The organism is Nitratireductor sp., assembly GCF_017794765.1.
Lineage (GTDB): Bacteria > Pseudomonadota > Alphaproteobacteria > Rhizobiales > Rhizobiaceae > Nitratireductor.
In genome coordinates this window covers 1872486-1892510 of sequence record NZ_CP051236.1, presented here as the reverse complement: position 1 = coordinate 1892510, position 20025 = coordinate 1872486, and the positions used below count along the sequence as shown (strand labels likewise).

At 60.4% G+C, this 20025-nt stretch carries 25 protein-coding genes; 1 reads left to right on the top strand and 24 read right to left on the bottom strand.

The genetic code is table 11. From position 1 onward, the window contains the following. Positions 1 to 8 precede the first annotated feature (8 nt). The 24 genes from HF949_RS08950 to HF949_RS08835 all read right to left on the bottom strand — a co-directional run bounded on the left by HF949_RS08950 (position 9) and on the right by HF949_RS08835 (position 18719). Positions 9 to 680 carry a response regulator transcription factor gene (locus HF949_RS08950; protein WP_292893288.1) on the bottom strand — a complete coding sequence of 224 codons (672 nt, stop codon included), beginning with the start codon at positions 678 to 680 and terminating at the stop codon, positions 9 to 11. A 462-nt stretch (positions 681 to 1142) separates the two neighbouring features. Further along, positions 1143 to 1349 carry a hypothetical protein gene (locus HF949_RS08945; RefSeq protein ID WP_292893286.1) on the bottom strand — a complete coding sequence of 69 codons (207 nt, stop codon included), beginning with the start codon at positions 1347 to 1349 and terminating at the stop codon, positions 1143 to 1145. Positions 1350 to 1381: 32 nt separating this feature from the next. Then, positions 1382 to 5344: a baseplate multidomain protein megatron gene (locus HF949_RS08940; protein WP_292893283.1), complete on the bottom strand. Its 3963-nt coding sequence runs from the start codon at positions 5342 to 5344 to the stop codon at positions 1382 to 1384. 6 nt (positions 5345 to 5350) lie between these two features. Next, positions 5351 to 5818 (bottom strand): NlpC/P60 family protein, encoded by a 468-nt coding sequence (locus HF949_RS08935; protein ID WP_292893280.1) that lies wholly within the window; start codon positions 5816 to 5818, stop codon positions 5351 to 5353. Beyond that, entirely contained in the window at positions 5815 to 6705 is an 891-nt protein-coding gene (locus tag HF949_RS08930) for a DUF2163 domain-containing protein (RefSeq protein ID WP_292893278.1), read from the bottom strand. Before HF949_RS08930 ends, HF949_RS08935 begins: the two co-directional genes overlap by 4 nt. Beyond that, a complete protein-coding gene (locus HF949_RS08925) occupies positions 6702 to 7343 on the bottom strand; it encodes a DUF2460 domain-containing protein (RefSeq protein ID WP_292893275.1) in 642 nt (213 codons plus the stop codon). The genes HF949_RS08930 and HF949_RS08925 overlap by 4 nt, the downstream gene beginning before the upstream one ends. A gap of 18 nt (positions 7344 to 7361) precedes the next feature. Beyond that, positions 7362 to 7904, bottom strand: coding sequence for a phage tail tape measure protein (locus tag HF949_RS08920; RefSeq protein ID WP_292900091.1), 543 nt, complete (start codon positions 7902 to 7904; stop codon positions 7362 to 7364). 24 nt (positions 7905 to 7928) lie between these two features. After that, entirely contained in the window at positions 7929 to 8150 is a 222-nt protein-coding gene (locus HF949_RS08915) for a rcc01693 family protein (RefSeq protein WP_292893272.1), read from the bottom strand. Continuing rightward, complete coding sequence (locus tag HF949_RS08910; RefSeq protein WP_292893269.1) at positions 8147 to 8485, bottom strand: gene transfer agent family protein; 339 nt, start codon at positions 8483 to 8485, stop codon at positions 8147 to 8149. The genes HF949_RS08915 and HF949_RS08910 overlap by 4 nt, the downstream gene beginning before the upstream one ends. Next, positions 8482 to 8898, bottom strand: coding sequence for a phage major tail protein, TP901-1 family (locus HF949_RS08905; RefSeq protein ID WP_292893266.1), 417 nt, complete (start codon positions 8896 to 8898; stop codon positions 8482 to 8484). Before HF949_RS08905 ends, HF949_RS08910 begins: the two co-directional genes overlap by 4 nt. Before the next feature lie 28 nt (positions 8899 to 8926). After that, complete coding sequence (locus tag HF949_RS08900) at positions 8927 to 9334, bottom strand: DUF3168 domain-containing protein (protein WP_292893263.1); 408 nt, start codon at positions 9332 to 9334, stop codon at positions 8927 to 8929. Next, on the bottom strand, positions 9315 to 9479 hold the full coding sequence (locus HF949_RS08895; protein ID WP_292893260.1) for a hypothetical protein: 165 nt from the start codon (positions 9477 to 9479) through the stop codon (positions 9315 to 9317). Before HF949_RS08895 ends, HF949_RS08900 begins: the two co-directional genes overlap by 20 nt. After that, a complete protein-coding gene (locus HF949_RS08890) occupies positions 9476 to 9811 on the bottom strand; it encodes a phage head closure protein (RefSeq protein ID WP_292893257.1) in 336 nt (111 codons plus the stop codon). The genes HF949_RS08895 and HF949_RS08890 overlap by 4 nt, the downstream gene beginning before the upstream one ends. Next, positions 9811 to 10380 carry a head-tail connector protein gene (locus tag HF949_RS08885; RefSeq protein WP_292893254.1) on the bottom strand — a complete coding sequence of 190 codons (570 nt, stop codon included), beginning with the start codon at positions 10378 to 10380 and terminating at the stop codon, positions 9811 to 9813. The genes HF949_RS08890 and HF949_RS08885 overlap by 1 nt, the downstream gene beginning before the upstream one ends. Before the next feature lie 76 nt (positions 10381 to 10456). Further along, positions 10457 to 11713, bottom strand: a complete 1257-nt coding sequence (locus tag HF949_RS08880; protein WP_292893251.1) for a phage major capsid protein — start codon at positions 11711 to 11713, stop codon at positions 10457 to 10459. A gap of 10 nt (positions 11714 to 11723) precedes the next feature. After that, positions 11724 to 12407: an HK97 family phage prohead protease gene (locus tag HF949_RS08875; protein WP_292893248.1), complete on the bottom strand. Its 684-nt coding sequence runs from the start codon at positions 12405 to 12407 to the stop codon at positions 11724 to 11726. 3 nt (positions 12408 to 12410) lie between these two features. Continuing rightward, entirely contained in the window at positions 12411 to 12770 is a 360-nt protein-coding gene (locus tag HF949_RS08870; protein ID WP_292893245.1) for a DUF6107 family protein, read from the bottom strand. A gap of 496 nt (positions 12771 to 13266) precedes the next feature. Then, positions 13267 to 13932, bottom strand: a complete 666-nt coding sequence (locus tag HF949_RS08865; RefSeq protein ID WP_292893242.1) for a hypothetical protein — start codon at positions 13930 to 13932, stop codon at positions 13267 to 13269. A 292-nt stretch (positions 13933 to 14224) separates the two neighbouring features. Next, complete coding sequence (locus tag HF949_RS08860) at positions 14225 to 14368, bottom strand: hypothetical protein (RefSeq protein WP_292893240.1); 144 nt, start codon at positions 14366 to 14368, stop codon at positions 14225 to 14227. Between the two features lie 72 nt (positions 14369 to 14440). Then, positions 14441 to 14722, bottom strand: coding sequence for a hypothetical protein (locus HF949_RS08855; RefSeq protein WP_292893238.1), 282 nt, complete (start codon positions 14720 to 14722; stop codon positions 14441 to 14443). A gap of 365 nt (positions 14723 to 15087) precedes the next feature. Further along, complete coding sequence (locus HF949_RS08850; protein ID WP_292893235.1) at positions 15088 to 15612, bottom strand: hypothetical protein; 525 nt, start codon at positions 15610 to 15612, stop codon at positions 15088 to 15090. Positions 15613 to 15806: 194 nt separating this feature from the next. Continuing rightward, positions 15807 to 16976, bottom strand: coding sequence for a phage portal protein (locus HF949_RS08845; RefSeq protein ID WP_292893232.1), 1170 nt, complete (start codon positions 16974 to 16976; stop codon positions 15807 to 15809). Positions 16977 to 17008: 32 nt separating this feature from the next. Then, positions 17009 to 18307 carry a DNA-packaging protein gene (locus tag HF949_RS08840; protein WP_441338353.1) on the bottom strand — a complete coding sequence of 433 codons (1299 nt, stop codon included), beginning with the start codon at positions 18305 to 18307 and terminating at the stop codon, positions 17009 to 17011. Further along, entirely contained in the window at positions 18240 to 18719 is a 480-nt protein-coding gene (locus tag HF949_RS08835; RefSeq protein WP_292893230.1) for a hypothetical protein, read from the bottom strand. Before HF949_RS08835 ends, HF949_RS08840 begins: the two co-directional genes overlap by 68 nt. Positions 18720 to 18907: 188 nt before the next feature. Between HF949_RS08835 and HF949_RS08830 the strand changes: the two genes are divergently transcribed. Then, positions 18908 to 19882 carry an IS1595 family transposase gene (locus tag HF949_RS08830; protein WP_292893227.1) on the top strand — a complete coding sequence of 325 codons (975 nt, stop codon included), beginning with the start codon at positions 18908 to 18910 and terminating at the stop codon, positions 19880 to 19882. Positions 19883 to 20025: the final 143 nt, after the last annotated feature.

Genomic DNA, 20025 nt, shown 5'->3' with positions numbered 1-20025 from the left:
CGGAGGGCCTAGCCAACCTCCGGTTCGCGCAATCGATACCCCATACCGCGTACCGTTTCGATCAGATCCACATCCCCGAGCTTCTTGCGCAGGCGGCCGACAAAAACCTCGATTGTGTTGGAATCCCTGTCAAAATCCTGATCATAAAGATGTTCGACGAGCTCCGTCCTTGAAACAACCGTATCCCGGTGATGCATCAGATAGGCGAGCAGTCGGTATTCGTGGGAGGTCAGTTTCAGCGGCACCCCATCGACGTCCGCCTTCGAGGCCCTGGTGTCGAGGCGCACCGGTCCGCAACGCAACTCCGTTGAAGCATGACCTGCTGCACGCCTGATGAGCGCGCGCAGACGCGCGAGCACCTCCTCGATATGAAACGGTTTCGTCACGTAGTCGTCGGCCCCGGCGTCAATGCCGGCCACCTTGTCGCTCCAGCGATCGCGGGCGGTGAGTATCAGAACGGGCATCTTGCGATCATCCTGGCGCCAGCGTTCCAGCACACTGATGCCGTCCATCTGCGGCAGACCGATATCGAGGACCACCGCGTCATAGGGCTCCGTGTCGCCGAGAAAGTGCCCCTCTTCGCCGTCAAACGCCTTGTCCACAACGTAGCCGGCGTCAGTCAGCGCTTCGCATATCTGCCGGTTCAGGTCCTTGTCGTCTTCGACAACGAGAATGCGCATGAACCCCTCAACATCGTTTGTTTCAAAATTTGCTTTTGTCGCCGCCGCCGTGCGACGTCAATTTGCGGGTACCACAAATTCCGCGCGCTTCGGGCGTTCCCCATTCCCCCCGGGGATCACGACCACAACCCTGCAGACCGTCTGTCCTCCGCGGTTCTCGGGTGTTGCCTGAACCAGCGTACCGCCATTTTGTGAGGCGACCCGCGAACCTACGGAGTAACAATCCACACCCGACTGGGCTGGAGATGCCGTGGGCCAGGCCGTCGCCGGCAAGAGAGCCAGTGCAACGAGGAAGCCGAGTTTATGTGCGCGATGCCAGAACATGTCTCCGATGTAACCTATCGAGGCTGAATAGGAAATGAACAGCATGTCATTTTACCCCTACCCAGCCCCGTATGGCCACTTACCGGATACAGACAGGGCAGCGGTGTATCCCCCCGGTTTCACCGCTACTCCCGATTGTTATCGGATAAGGCTGCGGGCCTGAACCCGGCCGAAAATGGCGATCAGTCCGGAGACTGCTGTGACCGCCCGCAGAAGTTCATCAGACACGGCGGAACTGTCGATATCGCCCAATGGATAACCGAGCATGCTTGCAGCCGTGGCCGCGATTGTTACCATGGATGCCCAGATCGTGCGGGACAGGTACCAGGGTTTGCTGTCACTCATCGCTTTTCCTCTCTCTCTCTCTCGTTGAACACTCAACCTGCCAGGGTAATTGTCGCCGGTACTCCCGGGCCAACCCGCTCGCTTAGCTGGCGCACCGAGAAGCGGATATCGGCTGGCGTCACCGCGAAATCCTCAGCCTTCATTTCGGGTGTGTAGGTCCAGTCAGCGCTCGTGGACGTGACGCTGCGCAGCACCGCTCCATTGTCGTCGGCAATGTCGATGCGATAGCGCTCACTTGCCTCGCCGAGGGGAACATCGTCTCCAAGCCAGCTATCGGCATCCGTGCGTCCGCGCCGTATCCAGGAAAGAAGCACCGCGCCCGTGGACGTTTCCCGAGCCCTGAGGTGGACCGGAGACAAAGGCGTCAGCGCTCTCAAACCACCTGTGCCCTGTGTCTGGAAGAAGCGCGTGCTGCCAAAGGCCTCACCGGCTGGCCCTATACGCCAATTTCGTTCAAGCCCGACCTCCGCCGCGCGCAGCCCCGCCGCCTGCACGGCCTGGTCAAGCAGGACAAACCCTGATCCTGCCGGTGCACCCGCCTGCATGGCGTCGTCGGTACCCAGTTGTCCCCGTAAAAGCCCGCCGAGCCGCCAGACCGATGGCTCGGTCTCTTCGGCGGTGGTGAACTGCAAAACCTCCCAAACTCCCGCCTGACTGAAAACGGCGGCCGCGTTTGCACCATTCACGAGCTGGGCCAGCGAAACACTCTCTAAAGCACCGGAAAGGAGTTCGACGGTAATTTCCCGGCTTCGGTCACGCCGTCCCGAGACACCGCTTCCGAGCCCCTCTTTGAGAAATCCGATAGTGGCGCGCTTTTCGATTCGGCTGCGCATTTCAAAGCCGCTTCCCTCGGGTGAGGCAAAAGCAACATGGCTGCTCCAGGGCGTAGAATGAACGGCGAGCCGAAACTGGTCTTGTGCGTCTTCCGTGTCCGGTTGCCAAGGCAGGTCCAGCATCAAAGCAAAGGCCGCGCTTTCCCCCTGCTCGACATTGTCGGTCGGGAGTGATGGCGCCGAGCCCGTCGCCGGCGGTGGATTTGCATGCACACGCCTTGCCTTTACCCGGCGCAGCAAACCATCTTCCACTTCGGTGACGAGGTACCGGGCTGATCCCAAAACCTCCGGAAGGCGCAGGATCGTACCGGGCTCCACGTGATGTTCTGCAGGCGACAATGCGAAGCGGGCTTCCTCCCGCGCAGCCCATTGGCGCAGGAGCCATTCTTTCGCCTGCATCTCAGCTTCAGATGCTGTCAGCACACCTGGAAAACTCAGGAAATGGGTTCTCCGCCCCTTTGCGCCTATGTGCACCACACGCTTGGTGGCGGCCTGGTGGTCGCGCATCTCGTCGCGAAAATCCAAATGCAGTTCGGCAGGCAAGCCATGGTCGGGATCCCGCATCCGCTCGACCACCACGCCGTCGTCCTGCATCGCCAGTTCGGTGATCTCCTGCGTATCGTTCAATGCTGATCCCAGCGATCGGAAGTTGAGCTTTCCCTCGCGCTCACGGGCACCAATGCCGCAGACATCGAGTATCGGTTCGATCGCGGCCCGTGCGGTGGTCGGATTGACGACCATATAGCCGGCGACCCAACCGTCGGCATTCTCCGTTTCAGCTTTCTCCAGCCCATGATCGTCCAGTATGGCGTTGATCAGGTCCCCGGCCGTCGCGCTGCTTGCGCGACCATTGAGCCAATGCCCGGTGGCCCAGTTGTCACCGTCCCCCCAGACATCTCCAAGAATGGGAAACGCCGGGAAGGGACGCGCATCCCAGGCCCACAGGCTGAACATCTGCGGGTCGACCATGGGTGCCTGATAAATGGGAGAGACGGGGTTGTGCGGGCCCGTTTCGGCCCAGTAGTCAAAATGCGCCCCAAGCAGACGATGCTGGGCGAGGTCGGAGCGTCCGCCATTGGAGAAGTAAGGCAGCGCGTTTTCGGAGGACTTCAAGTCCGGAAACACATTCGGCTGGTTGGGCCCCTTGTCGACTGCGGGACAACCAAGCTCGGTAAAGATGATTGGCTTGGATGCAGGTACCCAGGCGGTCGGCAAAGCCTGTTCCACCCCGCCAGGTCTGTCGAAATGAGGGTTCGACCACCATGCAACAAGGTCTTTGTAACGGAACACCCACGGTTTCCCGTATGCCCCGTCGGTAATTGGGGTGCGGAGCCGGGCGCGTCTGTCTGCCTCGCTTGCATAATACCAGTCAAAGCCCTCGCCGGCGGCAATGTTTTCCTTGAGCTTCGCGGGATCGTAAGGCGCATAGAAGCCATCCGGGTTGCCGCCCGCATGGTCTTCGTCGCGCCAGTCGGACAGCGGCATGTAATTGTCGATACCCACCGCATCAATGGCATCATCCGCCCAAAGGGGGTCGAGGTGAAACAGGACGTCACCGCTGCCATCGGCAGGCTGATGCCCAAAATACTCGCTCCAGTCGGCACCATACGTAATCGTGGTTTGCGCTCCCACAAGCCCGCGTACTTCATTGGCCAAAACCCTTAGTCCCTCGACAAAGGGGAACTGACCGTTCTGGTCACGCAGCCGTGTCAATCCACGCAGTTCTGACCCGATCAGGAAGCCGTCCACACCGCCAGCCACGGCGGCCAGATGGGCGTAGTGGAGCAGAAACCGTCGATAGCCCCAGTCGTCCGGGTCACCGGTGAAGTCGACCGAATCATCTCCGGGCGTGTATGCGGTCGTGTCTGCACTGCCGAGCAAGGCAGTGATCTGTGCGTCTGCGGCTGCGGTCTTGTCTGCAGTGCCCGGACGCCCCGGCCCCGGGTGACATGTGACACGACCGCGCCAAGGGTAAACCGGTTGATGCGCCTCCCCGTCCGGACTGGGAAGAGTGTTCCCCGCAGGCACATCCATCATGATGAACGGATAGAGCCAGACCTTCAGCCCCCGCGCCCTGATCGCTCTGATCGCAGCGATCACCGTATGGTCGGAAGGGGTCCCCCCATAGGCGGCACCATGTTGGGTGTACGAAACGATCTGGGCATCCTTGCGCTCCAGGCTGGAAACCTCCCACTTTTCATTCCCCTCGCCGCCCGAAAGTTGCTCTATGAATAGCGGCGGCACGCCCATGAGTGTCCAGATTTCCTCCCAGTCCAGCGGATAGGTGCTGCTGTCATGAAAGGTAACCATGGGCTTGATCTGGCAGTGTCCTGCCCGCAGATCCGTCCCGAACCAGGAAACGACAAGCGAAATGCTCTTGAGGTTCGGCATCAGTGCCTGCAACTCGTCGAGCGAAGCTTCGATATCGCTATCTGCGACCCGGGTGTTACGGTTCACGATGGTGTGCTTGCCCGGGCTGCTGCGGACCTCGACAGCTGTCGGTGAAAGCCCGTACTCCGTGGACCCGGGGATAAGGGCCACAGAACCAATCTTCTCATTCAACGCGGCAACCGGCCGGAGCACTTCAAACTGAAGCTGCGGAATGCGTCGTCCATAATCATCGATCGGCATACGATCGATGACGACATAAGCGGTCCCCCGATAGGCTGGCGCGTTGCCCGCCCCCTGCTTTGCCTCGATCAGCGGATCGGGAGACTGGTCCTCGGTGCCACGATAAACCCGGATATTGACCTTGCTTTGATCCACCTCCTGCCCGTCGGCCCAGATGCGACGGACGCCGGCGATCTCCCCATCACAGATCGCAAAGGCAGCATTCGCGAAATACGAGTAGGTGGTCATCTTTGGCCCACCTTTGCCACCCTGGCGCTCCGTGGTGCTGGATTCTTCGAAACGCGTTGCCCAGATTAGCGTGCCGCCGGTGCGAACGGTTCCGTACAGTCTTGGCAAAGGGGAACCTTCTTCCCCGGAAAAAGGTCTCGCTGCGGAAAGGCGCGGCCCTTCATAGTGCTGCGCCCCTCCAAAGAGAGCCCGATCCACCATATAGCCGGCCAAAGCGCCAGCGGCGGTCCCCAGGGTCACGCCAACAGGGCCAAGAACGCCACCGATGAAAGCACCGGCGGCCTGCAAGACGAGTGTAGCCATGAACTTCTACTTTCCGGATATCGAGGATGCGGGCATTGGAAAGGCAAATACGCCTGCAATGCGCCTGCGCCATTGCGGTACGAGCGGTGAGACCACGACTGCGGCCCCCTCATAGGCGTGCACAAAGGCGTCCGCCGCCGTCATGATGCCGATATGCTTGGCCGGCAGGTGTGAACGCCAGCGAAACAGCACGATATCGCCCGGTTGAGGGTCATTCTGCACCCGTTCCAGGCAGTGTCGCCTGGCAGCGGCAAGGAGACGGTCTTCTCCGCAACACTCGGCCCAGTCAGCGCTATAAACACCCGGGTTCTCTGCCTCGCAGCCCAGGACGCTACGCCACACGCCACGCAACAGACCAAGGCAGTCGCAACCCACGCCCTTCCTGCTCGCCTGATGACGATAGGGCGTGCCGATCCAACTCGACGCTTCGTCCAGAATGGCGTCTCGCAGGGCCTCTTCCGTCGGATATATCATCTCACCAGAGCCTTGCCGTCGAAGATACCCTCGTCGCGCACATAATTGTAGGCCGCATCATCGCCGGGCAAATGCGGGAACCCGCGAAAGTTCAAGAAGTTTTCGAACTTCGCCTTGCAGGTGGCAAACTGCTTGTCACACCCCGCGACAACTGTGAAAGGGTCCCCCGTTTCTCCAGTCAGCGGCGCTTCGCGCCAGAGTGAGAGCCGGACCCCGCTCCCTGCCTTCACATGGGCGGTGATCCGTTCCTTGCGGCCTGATTGCGCGCCACCGGTCCAGGTGAGAACGCCGTTGTCGAACCAGCCAGCCTCAAAAGCATCGAGACCATTGACGACAAGAGCGTTTCCGTCCTCGGTGTCGAGGAGAGTGCCGCTGCCCGCAAAATGATCATCGTTCAGGTCCACCCCGCAGCGCTGGTCGCCCAGTTCGGCATCGCATCCGCGTCCCACGGTTCGCCCACTCGGCTGATCGAGCGCCCATGCCTCGCTCTCCAGTTCGGCGACGAAGCTCCCGTCCTGCCGCGTCACTTTGCCGATCACCGCAGCACGCAGTCTTTGAAACATCGACGGGTCCCGCCAGTTCACGAGCAGTGTCTCAACCCTTGCGCCATCGTAGAGGCCTGAGAGAATGTCCTCTTCCCGGATTTCCGATGCAGAGAGCGCTCCAGCCACGTCGACCGTATCGACCGAGAGCCCGAATGATGATCTGGCCTCGCTTGCGGTAAAACCCGTCTGCGGATCGAAGCTTGTGCCATCGCAGTGCAATTGCCTGTCATGATCCGTAAAACCAAGCACGACACCGTCGGACCGGCTCAATCGCCAGCAATGGCAGACGCTTGTGACCTCTCCCTGAATATGCGCTTTCAGTGCTTCGCCTGTTGAAGTCATGCAAGTATCTCCACCAGCGGGATCGTCGGAATTTGCCCTGCCTTGAAAGCGCTGAGGCTGACGGACAGTCTTTCAATATCGAAACGGACCGGCACGTCGAATTCGAACCCGGCCGTTACAATGGCGCCCTCAGCGGGCACGGCCTGGGGCTGAAACACCAGTTCTCCGGTAAGACTGTCGATTGCATAGTCGAGCGAGGTTTGCTGAAGTACACCGTCGACGGCGACAAGCACCGTATCCGCGACGGGGTGGGTGATCGGGCGCTTCACCGCGTCGGGGCCCTCACCATATGTCTTCACAAGCCCGAAGCGGACCGTAACGCCGTCACCTGTGCCCACAATCTGATCATTTGCGGCCGGCGTTCCTGACGGCGCGCACGACTTCATGTCAAAAGGATCGCGAAACCGGTATCCGTGAAGCGAACCGCGCCGTGCCTCGAAGAATGCGATGACCTCATGCACATCGTCGAGCGAACGCAACCCCGTGCCAACATCGTAATACCGCCGAGCCAGCGCCTGTCGCGCATTGCGCTTCTCGCGGCCAGACACCAGTTCCACGATTTCGTTACGTCGTTCCGGTCCTCCCGTGGCTCCAAACGAAATAGCCACGGGAAACCGCACATCGTGAAAGGCGTTCATGCCGGTTCTTCTCCTGCCTCAAAAGGTCTTCGCACCACGCGATACGGCGCGCGCCAGCATGCCGGTGATCTGGGCCTGCGACTTGCGGAACGATGCCGCGTCCGGTGTCGAAACGTTGAAAACGATGTTTGCAGCGGGCGCACCGCCTCCTGAAGCGACACCCAGCCGCCCGTCGGCACCACGCTGCAGGGGCAAGATCGCTTCTGCGCCTGCCTCCCCCATTAATCCTACCCTGCCTCCCATCGGGAAATAGGTTGGCGAGGAGACGACCCCGCCGTCGGCAAAGGGTACAACTCCCCCTTTGGCAAAGGGCGTCATGCCACCGAACGCACTTGAGAAAAGCGACGAGCCCAGCGCTGCGAGGGGTTGCAGCGCCTGCGAAAGCGCCATGCTTGCCAGGTTTAGGCCGATGCTGCGCAGCACATCCTCAAACGATTTGCCGCTCACCACCGCGCTTTTCAGCGCCCCGGTCATCTGCCGCCCAAAGCCATCCGCCAGTTTCTCCAGTTCGCCCAGCGCCTCCGCAAACGGCTTGGTGTCCGCGCGGATTTCAAAAGTCATGTCTTCCAAGGAAACAGCCTCCGCTCATTCTCCGACGTCACGGTCCGGAAACCGTTGCATCAGTAGGTCAAGATCATTGCGCGCCGGTGCACCTGGGACGCCGCCCTGCAGCGTCTGCAGGGCACAGTTCAGTTCACGCGGCGTCATGGACCAGAACGCACCGGGTGAAAGCCGCAGCATCCCAAAAGCAAATCCCATCACCTCATCCCAGGGAAAAGGCCTTGCGGGGGCTGCTGCGGCGTTCAAGGGTTTTGAGTGGGGCCCTCCGCGCCGCCGAAAGTCGCGATCAACAAAGCGCTTACAACCCGCGCAAGCCCTGCCGCACCCTCTTCGCAACGCATCGCACGCACATCCTCGTCGCTCACCGCGTGACCGCCGCCACGCAAACCGGCAGCGATTACACGCAGCATGTCACGCGCCGAGAGGCGCCCACTCGAAAACCGTTTCGCGAGTTCGCTAAGGTCGTCTGCCGCAAAGGCATCTTCGAGTTCGGCCAGAGCTCCCAGTGTCAGGCAAAGCGTGTAGTCTGTGCCGTCGATCCGCGCCGCCACCTCGCCACGCCTGCGGTTGACGCTGATCATGGGACCTCCGCAAAGTTCACGGCACCGGCCGATTCCAGAGCGATCTCGAAGGTCACCTCACCATCGTGATTGCCGCCATACTCCAGCGCGGTGATCTGGAACGGCCCAGACACGACCCCGAAATCCGGTATCGTCAACTGCCAGTCGGCTATCTCACTGCCAAAGAACCGGCTGCGAATCGCGGTATCCGAAGCGCTGTCCTTGAAGATGCCGGAACCGCTGATTGCGGCCCGCTGCACTCCGCTGCCGGAAAGCAGCTCCCGCCAACGGCCAGCCGAGTCCGCATTCGTCACGTCTACAGTCTCACTGTTGAAGGCAAGGCGCTTGGCACGCAGTCCTGCAACGGTGGTGAATGTTCCGGCCCCGCTCGTATCGAGCTTCAGGAGCAGGTCCTTGCCTTTCTTGGCAACCATGCTTGTCCTCCAGGGAAATGTTGATGTGTCAAACCGGCTCTATCGCAGCGCGAAAGCGCATCAGCCCGTGATAGGCAATGAGGTCTTCGTCGAAGTGGACTTCACTGCCCTCACGGCGCAGGTTGATCAGATGGTGTCCAGCGACCGCCAGCGGCGCGGTCATAAGAGCCTTGTCGACTCGATCCATCAGCTGCAGCGCTTCGCGTCGGCCCTTGCCGTTCGCCCAGACGTTGATTGTGAAGAAGTGCTCGCTGCCTTCCTCGGTATCCGTACTCCAGTCGTGAGTGCTGGTTGGTCCGAATGTGACATATGGGTAAGCCGTTCGCGCTGGCGCCAGATCGTAAAACTTTTCGCCGCCCAATGCGCCTGTCAGCCCTGCATCTGCAGCCAGCGTCCCAAACACCGCCTTCTGCAGTTCAAACGCGGCGGCGAGCATCGTCACGCTCCTGCGTTTTTACATCCGCTTTCAGCTCTTTGTGCTCTGCACGCCGTGCGATTTCTCCCACCTCGGCCACCTGGTGCGATAGCCGCCGCAGTGCCCGGCCCAGCCCTTCGCCAGTCAGTCGCATGCTCATCTTCATGTCTGCTCCTCCTCACAGAGGCAGACCAGGTAGCGGCCTGTCTCATCGGGATCGTGTGCCGTCAGAATGGAAAAATTCCGCGGTCCCCGTGCGAGCTGCATGCCACCTGTCACGCCGGACCGAAACCGCAGCGTGATGCGGTGGGTCACCCGTTCGTGGCTTTGTCCCGCACCGAAGGGCGCCGCTGCCCTCACTGGTTCGATGAAACCGAAAACTGTCGCGACCTCGCTCCAGTTTTCCGTGTGTCCGCCAGCGTCGTCCGAGACAAGCGCCGCCCGCCGCAGGCTGAGTTCCGTCCGGAATGCGCCTGGATCGATGAACTGTACACGCATCACAGCCTCGGCTTTCGATAGCCATTCACGAGCCGCTGAAAGCCAGATGGCAGCGATACGGGCTGGTCTCCAGCATCAAATGCGGCCCGGAACTCGAACCAGTACGTCACCAGAATGAGAATGGCCCGCCGCAGAAGATCCGGGACATCCGTCCCCGCTTCTCCGTAGCCGGCCCTGAAATCGATCTCGATGCCGTTCAGCCTTTGGCCCGGTAGCGGCCGCGCCTTCAAAGCCAGTCGAGCCGGCTCGGAATGCGCATCCAGCCGATAGGTTGATGGATCGACAATCGAAGCGGCTCCGTCTGCGTCGAACACCGTTACCGATAGCACTTCCCGCACCGGGGTCCGGTGCAGATACAACACTTCGCCTGGCGGCCAGTCGTCCAGGGTCAGCCGCCATGACTGGTCGATCAGTGCCTGTCCGGTCGTCTTCTCCACCTCCTCGCGCGCGGCGCGGATCAGCCCTTCAATGAGCACATCCTCACTCACCTGCTCAAGACGAAGATGCGCCTTCACCTCGGCGAGCGTTACCGGTTCGACCAGCGGGTCGACCGTTCGAAATAGCGTCATGCAGAAACTCCCGTTCAAAGAAAACGGCCCCGGAAAAGCTTCCCGGGGCCGCGTCGGCATGGTCGTGCAGGGAGGGTTACACCGTGCCGAATTTCAGGAGCTTCACCGCATCGAAATCCTGGATGCCACCGCCCACACGCTTCGTCGTGTAGAACAGCACATAGGGTTTGGCAGAGTACGGATCGCGAAGCACGCGGACGCCGGCCCGATCCACCACCAGGTAGAAGCGGCGAAAATCGCCAAAAGCGATTGGTGTTGCGTCCGCGCCAATGTCAGGCATATCCTCTGCTTCAACCAGCGGGAATCCCATCAGCATGGCACGGCTTCCGGGCGTGGCGGGCGGCTGCCACATATAGTTGCCGTCTGCGTCCTTCAGCTTGCGCAGAGTCGCCTGGGTCTTGCGGTTCATTACCCAGTTTGCGTTCTGGCGGTAGCCGGCCTTGACGGCATAGACCAGGTCGACAAGGACGTCGGATGCATCACTTACAGGGAGGTCGCCGCTGACACCGGTCACATTGTAACCGACATTGCCCCAGCTCCAGCCGGTTTCGTCCGTCTGCGGATAGCTGAGGAAGCCTTTCGGCTTGTTGATCCCGTCACCGTTAACGAAAGCCGCACCCTCCTGCTCGGCAAAGGCGGTCTCCACTTCGCTGGCAATCCACTGGTCGAGATCGACCACGGCGTCATCCAGAAGCATCGCGGTCGCCGCCGGCATGGCATAGAGCTCAGCGGTGGGAAACTGCAGCTCATCCAGCGTGCCCGCCGCCGTCTCCGGGCGCGCCGCCGTCTCGGCCACCCAGCCCACCGCCGGGCCAGACACGGCAAACGGCTTTTTCAACACCGCGCTCGAAACCTGCCGAACCGAGGCAATGGAGCGGATTGGTGAAAGCTCTGAAAGCCGTGTGCCGATGGCCGCTTCGGTCTCATTTGGCACCAGATAGCCGCCATCCGGTGCCGAACCGTAGGACATTGCCTTTTCTTCCAGCGAACGCAGGTCGCGCTCATCGCCGGAGCGCATGTAGGCCTCAAATGCCTGCTTGCGTTCGAGATCCTGCAGCGCCGTCGCGCCGCCGCGCCCCAGGACGGGCCGTGTCCTCTTCAGGACCAGCGTATCAAGCGCCTGCTTGTGCTCGTCCAGCGCTCGCGAAATGCGCTCCACCTTCTCCGATGTCACCACATCGGCGCTACGCGTTTCCAGCTGCTTCAGCTTTTGGTTGTTGGCTTCCTTGAAGCTCTCGAACGCGTGCATGAATTCATGGAAGGCGCCCGTCACGTCACCCTCGTCCAGCGCCGATTTCACCTCCGGCGCGCGTTTTGCCAGTCCTGCCGTCATGTCTTCATCCTCAATCGTTGAACATGCGGGCCGCCTGACGGATCACCGCCGCCAGCCCGTCATCAATGCCCCGCGCGGCGTCCCGCTCGCGTCTCAAGGCGCCAAAACCCTTGGCGATCACCATTCGGGCCTCGCGCCGCGTCAGGCCGGCATCCCGCGTCAGCCAACGCTCAAAGTCGCGCGCCGTGGGCAACAGCGCGCCCCTTCCCTCCGTCTTCACCTCTTCCACACGCGCCTCCGGCAGCATGGGAAAGGTGACCACGGAAATCTCCCAGAGATCCGCTTCCACGATCCGGCGCACACCGGTTTTGGCCTCCGTCTTTGCCTTTACGGTGCGAAAGCCAATGGAAAGCCCGTCGAGCGCCCGGTCGCGCATCAGCTCCCAGACCTCCCGTGCCCTGGCGACACCAAGCGCCAACCTTCCCCGCACCAGAAGGCCGCGTGCGTCTTCGCGCAGTTCCTCCCAGGTGCCGATGGGCTGGTTCGGGTCGTGCTGGAAAAGCATGCGCACCCCGGCCGCCCCGCGTTTTTCGAGCGAGCGCGCAAACGCGCCCCGCTCCACCGCGTCACGGCCAAGGTCGACCTTCCCGAACAGGCTCGCATAGCCAGAGAACGTCCCGTCCGCCTCGACCGTCTCGATATCGAGCCCGGCATATTTGCGCTCATCGGGCATTGGCGCGATCTTTGCCTGCATGCTCTAGCGTCCTTTCTCATCGTGAAGAGTGTCGGTACGGCCATGCGGCAGCGGCGCAACCGGGCGCGCCTGAAAATACCGTAGCGCCAGGCCGATGGCGCTCCAGGCGCAAAGGCTCGCAACAGCCGCTCCCATCAGCATGGTTTCGGCCGCGCCCAGCCGTTCCGTCAGTTCCAGAATTTCGGCAAGCTTCAGCCCCGTCGCCCCGCCGAAAACCATCCCGCACACCACACCGACCGCAAAGCGGATCGCCGCATCGCGCCGGTGATTGGGCAGGATATAGGCAAGCGAAATGGCGGAGCCGGCCACAGCGCCAGCCCCCTTTGCGAGCCATATCCAGCCCGCATGGGTCATGTCGGTCATCGGAAAAATCCTCGTTCGGGATCTTGTTGAAATATCCGGGCTCAAATGCCCGGCCGCCTACGCAGCATCCAAACGTCAGGCAGCACTCATGGTGAGCCTGTCGCCGGGATCATCAAACAGGCGCTAAAGCAGTCTTCTTTCGCAGCAAAGCAGGCGCACTCCCGGCGCTCATGCTTGGCGACAGCCTTCGCCAGATATCGATACAGTTCCGCCTCACTGCCGGTACGCTGGTTGCGGTAGATCACACCATCCCCCTTTTGGCATTGCGCTCAAATCTGTACCCGCTTCGAAAGAGCTCTTTCAGTAACCGCCTGCATCCCCAGAGAGGATTAAAATGGGGGACCGCCCCGCGGGTCAGCTCGTGAAATCGTTCACGCGCCTGTCGAGCAACAGCCTAGAAATGAGTTATTTCACCGCGTATGGTCGACATAGCGCATGTCGATCCGCGCCCCCCACCCGAGAGCAAGACAACCCGTCATCACACCGATTGCGGGTTCTACCGGTCCTCTGGAATGTCCACTTGCAGCAGCTGCCCGGCCAGCCGATCGATCCTCTTCCAGTCCGGCACCAGCTCAGGAAGCATGCGCTCCGCAGCAAGCAGATGATACTTCAGGTCCTCCGCCGAAACGCCATCTTCCAGCAAGCCGTAAAAAGTCCACATCTGATCGGTGTAGGTGCGGTCGAGCTTTGTAAGATTCTCCACCAGTTCCGGCTTCCACTCCGCCAGAAGAATGCACAGGATGCGGTCCAGCGTCTGGCTGCGCGCGGTCCACCATTCAGTCCCGCGTTCATATTCGAGCTTCTGACCGATAAGAGCACCCGCCTCCCCGATGACGACCTGCGGAATGTTCATTCTGCCAAAATCGCCCTTGCTGCAGGTCCAGTAGCCGTCATCCGCAAGGACAAACCAGCTCTCCATGGAACGCAGAAACTCCACAGTTTCAGCCTCCGACATGGGAGGACACGTGCCAGGTTTCACCGTATCCCACGAGAACTGCGCAAGTCCTTTCCGGTGCAGAGACCTAACCGCCTCACAAAACTCAACCAGATCACTACGGGAAGGTGGCTCGAACACCGTATTGATCAGGGTAAAAATGTTCTGTTCCCAACTTTCCTCAAGCGTGGCGAGAATACGGTCGCAGATTTCATCGATCATATTCATGGGTCGCTGTCTCAATCGGTGTCAGGAATGGGTGTGTGCGGCTGTTCTTTGAGACCATCCCTCATCCTATATCTGTAGTAGAATTTTGAAAGGATTTTCGCGTCAACTTTAGTGCGGGAATTCCCCCGGGGGCTTGCCATGATGCGAACCGCCTCGCCGGTATGCTGGTTGCGGTAGATCACACCATCTCCMCTTTTGGCATTGCGCTCAAATCTGTACCCGCTTCGAAAGAGCTCTTTCAGTAACCGCCTGCATCCCCAGAGAGGATTAAAATGGGGGACCGCCCCGCGGGTCAGCTCGTGAAATCGTTCACGCGCCTGTCGAGCAACAGCTTCGAAATGAAGTATTTCACCGTGTATGGTGGACGTGGCGCTTGTCGATCCGCGCCGCCCACCCGGCTCCACAGCGCCTCCCGATCATCGCCGGAAAGTTCCATTACGAGATTCATCCCTTCAGCCAGGCGGCAAAAACCTCGGGAACTTCCATCACTCACCTCGTCATAGCCAATCTACCCGGCGCGCAGTGCCTCAAGGAGCTCCCGATAAAAAAGCTCCGCATACCCTTTGCGAAGGTAGCAATCAGAGCCCGTTTCTGACCAGATTTTCACCAAATCCTCATCGTTCAGCCCGTCCGCCAGCAACCGTTCGATAAAACCGGATGCAATTTCCTTTTCTTGCGCGGTCAAGGACCGAGCAAGATAGGCTGGCAACTCGTCATCAGATCGAACGACAAGCTCCACATCGGCATGCATATGGCGCGCCATGCGAGAAAAAGCGTCTGGAACATTCACTGTCTTTCTCCCGGCCGTGTTCTGCGGTCCCCGGAAGGGAACCAATCAAGGCAGTGCCCTATGTGTGCCGGAGAAAATACCGCACAAGGCACAAAACCATAGAACTAACGATTAATAAAATCGAGAACGAGGCAAAGAACCATGACAAGGCCAATAAAAATAAATTTTCCCAATTTACAAAATCTGACTTCGACACCAAATCAAAAACAAAACTAAAACCACCTCTAAACGTGCAATTAAAACCTTCCTGTGAAACGCAATATGAAGACTGAGGATTATGATCAAGAGCTATATAAGCAATATAAATAGATATCAAAACCGATAGAATAAGGGAAAATATTAAAACTTTCCCAAAAGAAAAATTCTCACAAATCCCACCACGGTTCTTCTTCATAGATTTTCTGAACACGCGCCCCATAGTCTGAAACCTGCTCTGCCGACAGATTGTTGTACAGCGTTGCAACCTTTGCAACCGTAGGTTCTTTCACCCGCTCTGATATGCGCTTCAGCAAAGTCACTCCGGCTCGAATATTGGTCGCCGGAACCTGTAGATCTTCCCGACTCCAGCCAAAGCCCGACCAATATGACACATGGACATTCATCGGCAAAACCGTCTTGGGCCGAGGGTGCAATTGATCATAATACCCATGCGTGGTCTCCATGTAGACGATGGCCATCACCAACCGGTGATCGACATCTTGTGCCGACGCCTCCTTCAGAATGTCCACGGCATGCTCAAACACCTCGTTCATCTCATGGAGTTCGTAGATCGGTTTGCTGCCGTTTGCTTCTGGGTTCGCCTCAACCTCAAAGACTGCGGGCGCATCCTTGAGTATACTTCTTCTCCTGTCTGCCGATCTTTGCAGGACAGGTGCTTTATCCCGCCCCATAGCGCCGGAGCCAGTGCCCCCGTCCGTCCACCGCCCGCCACCAGGATTTCCCGCCGGCACGCGCGGCTGAAGATGCCATCTGGGGTTGTGTTTCAGTGCCCGTTCCAGCCGCCCTGCAGCAGCGAGCAGCCGGACCCATGCCGCCTCCCCGCGCATTCGGGCGGCAAGCATTTCCGTATCCACCATAAAGCGCCTCACTCGCCATGCGGGCCATAGCCCACGGCCCGGCGTTTTTCCTCGTCGCTCAGGAAGTCGGCAGCGCCCACCCGGCTCCACAGCGCCTCGCGCTCGGCGGCCAGCCCCTCGATGCCATCGGCGTCGTACCAGAGCCGCACGCCAGCGCCGAACACCGGCTGGAGCCAGGCCGAAAACTCCTTCGCCACCCGCCCCACAAGCGGCAGCACGGTCAGGCGGTAAAAGGCCCGGTTCGCCTCCTGATAATTGGCATAGGTGTTGTCGCCGGGAATGCCGAGCAGCATGGGCGGCACGCCAAGCGCCAGCGCAATGTCGCGGGCAGCGCCATTCTTCGCCGCCATGAAGTCCATGTCGCGCGGCGAAAGGCTCATCGCCTTCCAGTCGAGCCCGCCTTCCAGAAGCAGCGGCCGTCCGGCGCGCGCGGCACCCGCATAGCCCTGTTCCAGTTCCACCTTCAGCCGGTCGAACTGGTCGTCGGAAAGGTTCCCGCCCTCTTTCGGCGCATAGACCAGCGCTCCCGAAGGCCGCGCGGAGTTGTCGAGCAGCGCCTTGTTCCAGCGCGCCGCCTGGTTGTGCGTGTCGAGCGCCATCAGCGCCGCACCCAGCGGCGCGAAGCCGTAATGGTCGTCGAGCGGGTGAAAGAGGGTGAGTTGTAGAGCCGCCCCAGCCTCCAGCGGCACACGTTCGCGCGCCTTGCCCTCCCGGTAGTCCAGCGCCACCGGCCAGCCGCCCGCATCCGCCACCACCGACACCCGGTCCGGCCGCAGCAGGTGCAGTTCGCGCGTTCCGGTGCCCGTTTCCAGCATGCGCAGATAGGCGTTGCCCGACAGAATCAGATACCCGTAAAGCGCCTCCATGAAGCCGCTGCCAGCCTGGCGCTGGTTGGGCCGGGCCATCATCTCCAGCACCGGATGTGCGTCGTGCTCCCGCGCACCCTCGTAAAGCAGCCAGGGGATCGCCGCCGCCGCCTCCGCCACCAGCCGCACGGCACGATGCGCGATCGGATTGGCCATAAACCCCTCGCGCGACATTGCAGCATAGTCGCGCCGCGTAAACCGCGCTTCCGCCTCCCGGTGCAGCGCGACGAAACCGCCGGCATGCATCTGTTTGGTTTCAACCGGCGCGACAGCACCTCCCGGACGCTTTGCCCAGGGCCAATACCAAGCCATGTGATTTTCCCGATCTGTGTTTCTTTGTCTGCTCAACCGAGTGCGCGCACGCGCGGCTCCCGCCGGTTCGAAAGCATGAGTTCGCTCAAGGCCCAGACCAGCGCATCCACCCGGTCCGGCGAGTGCCCGCCCGAGAGACCGTCGAGGCCGAAATCGCACATCTCGTCCTCGAGTTCGGGAAAGCGCGCCGCATGGCGCACCCGCCCCTGCTCATAAAGAGCGGCCACCGGCTCCGCCCGCAGCCATTTGCCCCGCGTTGCCCGCACGGCCTTCACCGGCACACTCGCGTCCACCGTGGCGATTACCGTCGCCACCATTTCGCCGCCCTGGTTCACCTCGGCCACAAGACAATCGGCTTCAAGCCGATGATAGAGCGCCACCGCGCGCGCCGCCCATTCCTGTGGCTTGGCACCCTTCACCGTCTCATCGCACAATACCACGCCGCAGCCGCCCGCATCGACGCCCGCTGCGACAAGCCCACAGGCATCCGACCTGCGGCTCGATGCCACCGGAGGATCCACCGCGACGACAATGCGCTTCACTTCACTCGCCTTTTCACAAGCACCAACCTTCTCCAGCATCGCCCGCGTCCAGAGCGCATCGGGCCGATCCTCGATCAGTTCACCGTCAAGCTCCTGCCGCCCAAGCCGCGTACCCGCATAGCGCTGCCTGATCGCCCGTATGAAGCCCGGTGCCAGATTGTGCCGGTTTTCATCCGTCCGCATGCGGGTCACCGTCACATGCGGATCGTCCATCAGCTTGCGGATCAGCGGGATCGGCCTCGGCGTTGTGGTGAAGAGCTGCCTGGGCCGCTCTCCCAGCCGCAAGCCGAACTGGAGCATGTCGAATGTCGCATCGGCCTGTCTCCATTTTGCCAGTTCATCGCACCAGGCCGCATCGAATTGCGGCCCGCGCAGACTGTCAGGGTCTTCTGCTGAAAAAATCTGCGCCACCGCGCCATTGTCCCACACGAGGCGCCGCCTGCTCGCCTCGAAGCGCGGCCGTACGCCCCGCGAAACCGCCAGAATCCCCGAGGGACCTTCCACCATCACTTCGCGCGCGTCAGAGAGCGTTTCGCCGATCAGGGCCAGTCGGCCATACTGTATCCCCCTGGCAAAGGGCGGGAGCCCCCGCACCAGCGCATTCACCCATTCCGCGCCCAGCCTCGTCTTGCCGGCGCCTCGGCCACCCATCACCAGCCAGCTGTCGAAAATCGCACCTAGCGGATATTGCGCGAGCCGCGCGACACCCAGCCATTCCCGTTCAATGGCGTGTGCGAGCTCCTGTTGCAGGTTCAGCCTTGCCCATCCTTTCTGCAAGTTCTGCAGCAAGGCGGCGGATCCGGTCGTCAATGCGGTCGAGTGCGGCGGCCATTTCTTCATCGCTGGGGGCGTGCTTTCCATTCATGTCCTGCTGCTCGATCGCGATCTCGTTCATCTTTTCCACGATCTTGAGCATCGAACCCAGGCCCTCAATCCGCCCCTTGTCGAATAGATCGCGATGAACCGCATCCTCAATCGAACGCTGGAGTTGATTGAAAAGCATCCCAATCATGCTTTGCGTCCGCTCGATTGATGGCGGACGCGGGGGATCGTCGGGCGTTCCCCATTCCTCCTCCTGCGCCCGCTTGCGCAAAAGCCGCTCCGAGCGCCCGCTCGCAAGAGCCAACAGATCAAAGGAGGGTGGCGCACCTTCCCGCAGCGCACGCACCGCCATCAGATCGGCAGCACCAGTCTTGCCCATAACGTCTCACCCATGTCCAAAAACAAAAAAAGCGCGCCCTTGCGAAAGGACCCGCCTCGAAACGCCGCAACTGTGCGACCATGCCTGAACCCTATCAAACGACCGTCACGCTGTCAAGAATTTTTTCCTAATTATATACTTGACGTACCATTGAGCATTTGCGATAACGATACCAAGGAGTTACCGTGATGTTTGATCTCACCAACGAAATCTACACCGACACAGACAAGGCTCGTGAACATCTGGAGGCCATTCATTGGCCGAACGGTCCAGTTTGCCCCCATTGCGGCAACAACAACGCTGAGCGCATCACCAAGATGCAGGGCAAGTCCACTCGACCCGGCGTCTACAAGTGCAATGAATGCCGCAAGCCATTTTCCGTTACCGTTGGCACAGTGTTTGAACGCTCCAAAATCCCGCTGAACAAATGGGTTCTGGCATCGCATCTCATGGCTGCTTCCAAGAAGGGCATGAGCGCGCACCAACTACACCGCATGCTTGGTGTCACCTACAAGACCGCGTGGTTCATGGCCCATCGCATCCGCGAAGCAATGAAAGAGGATAACGACACCTCCGGTCCCCTTGGTGGTGAAGGCAAGACCGTTGAAGCTGACGAGACCTATCACGGTCGCCGTGAAGACGGTTATGTTTCACCGCAGCGTAAGGGCCGTCCCTACCTAAAGCGCAAGAAGCCCCTCAAGCGCACCATTGTTGGGCTGGTGGAGCGTGGTGGTCGTGTCCGCACCTTTCATGTGAAGCACGCTACCAAAGACAGCGTGCGCGACATTCTCGTGCGCAATGCTGACCGTAAATCCATCCTCTACACTGACGAAAGCAACCTCTACCCGACCACGGGCAAGGAGTACGCGAAGCACGGCACCGTGAAGCACTCCGCAAAGGAATATGCCCGTCACGAAGGCGATACCGTTGTGCACACCAACACGATTGAGAACGTGTTCTCTGTGTTCAAGCGCGGCATGATTGGCGTCTACCAGCATTGCGGCGAAGCGCATCTGCATCGCTACCTTGCCGAGTTTGATTTCCGCTATAACCGCCGTACGGCGCTAAAGATTAGCGATGCAGAGCGCGCCGAAGACCTTCTGCGCATGGCGCGGGGTAAGCGCCTTACTTATCGGCGGATTGGTGAAGCTAGTTACGCCTAAGCAGAAAGCGCGACGACTTCTCCACAGGCGCATGAAGGCTCGATTCGACTCAGATAAATAGTTCGGCGTACGATCTCAATTACTGCGGCTCCTCTCTCGCGCCCAATTGCCAACTGGAGAACGCTGAGAGGCTACCCTGCAGC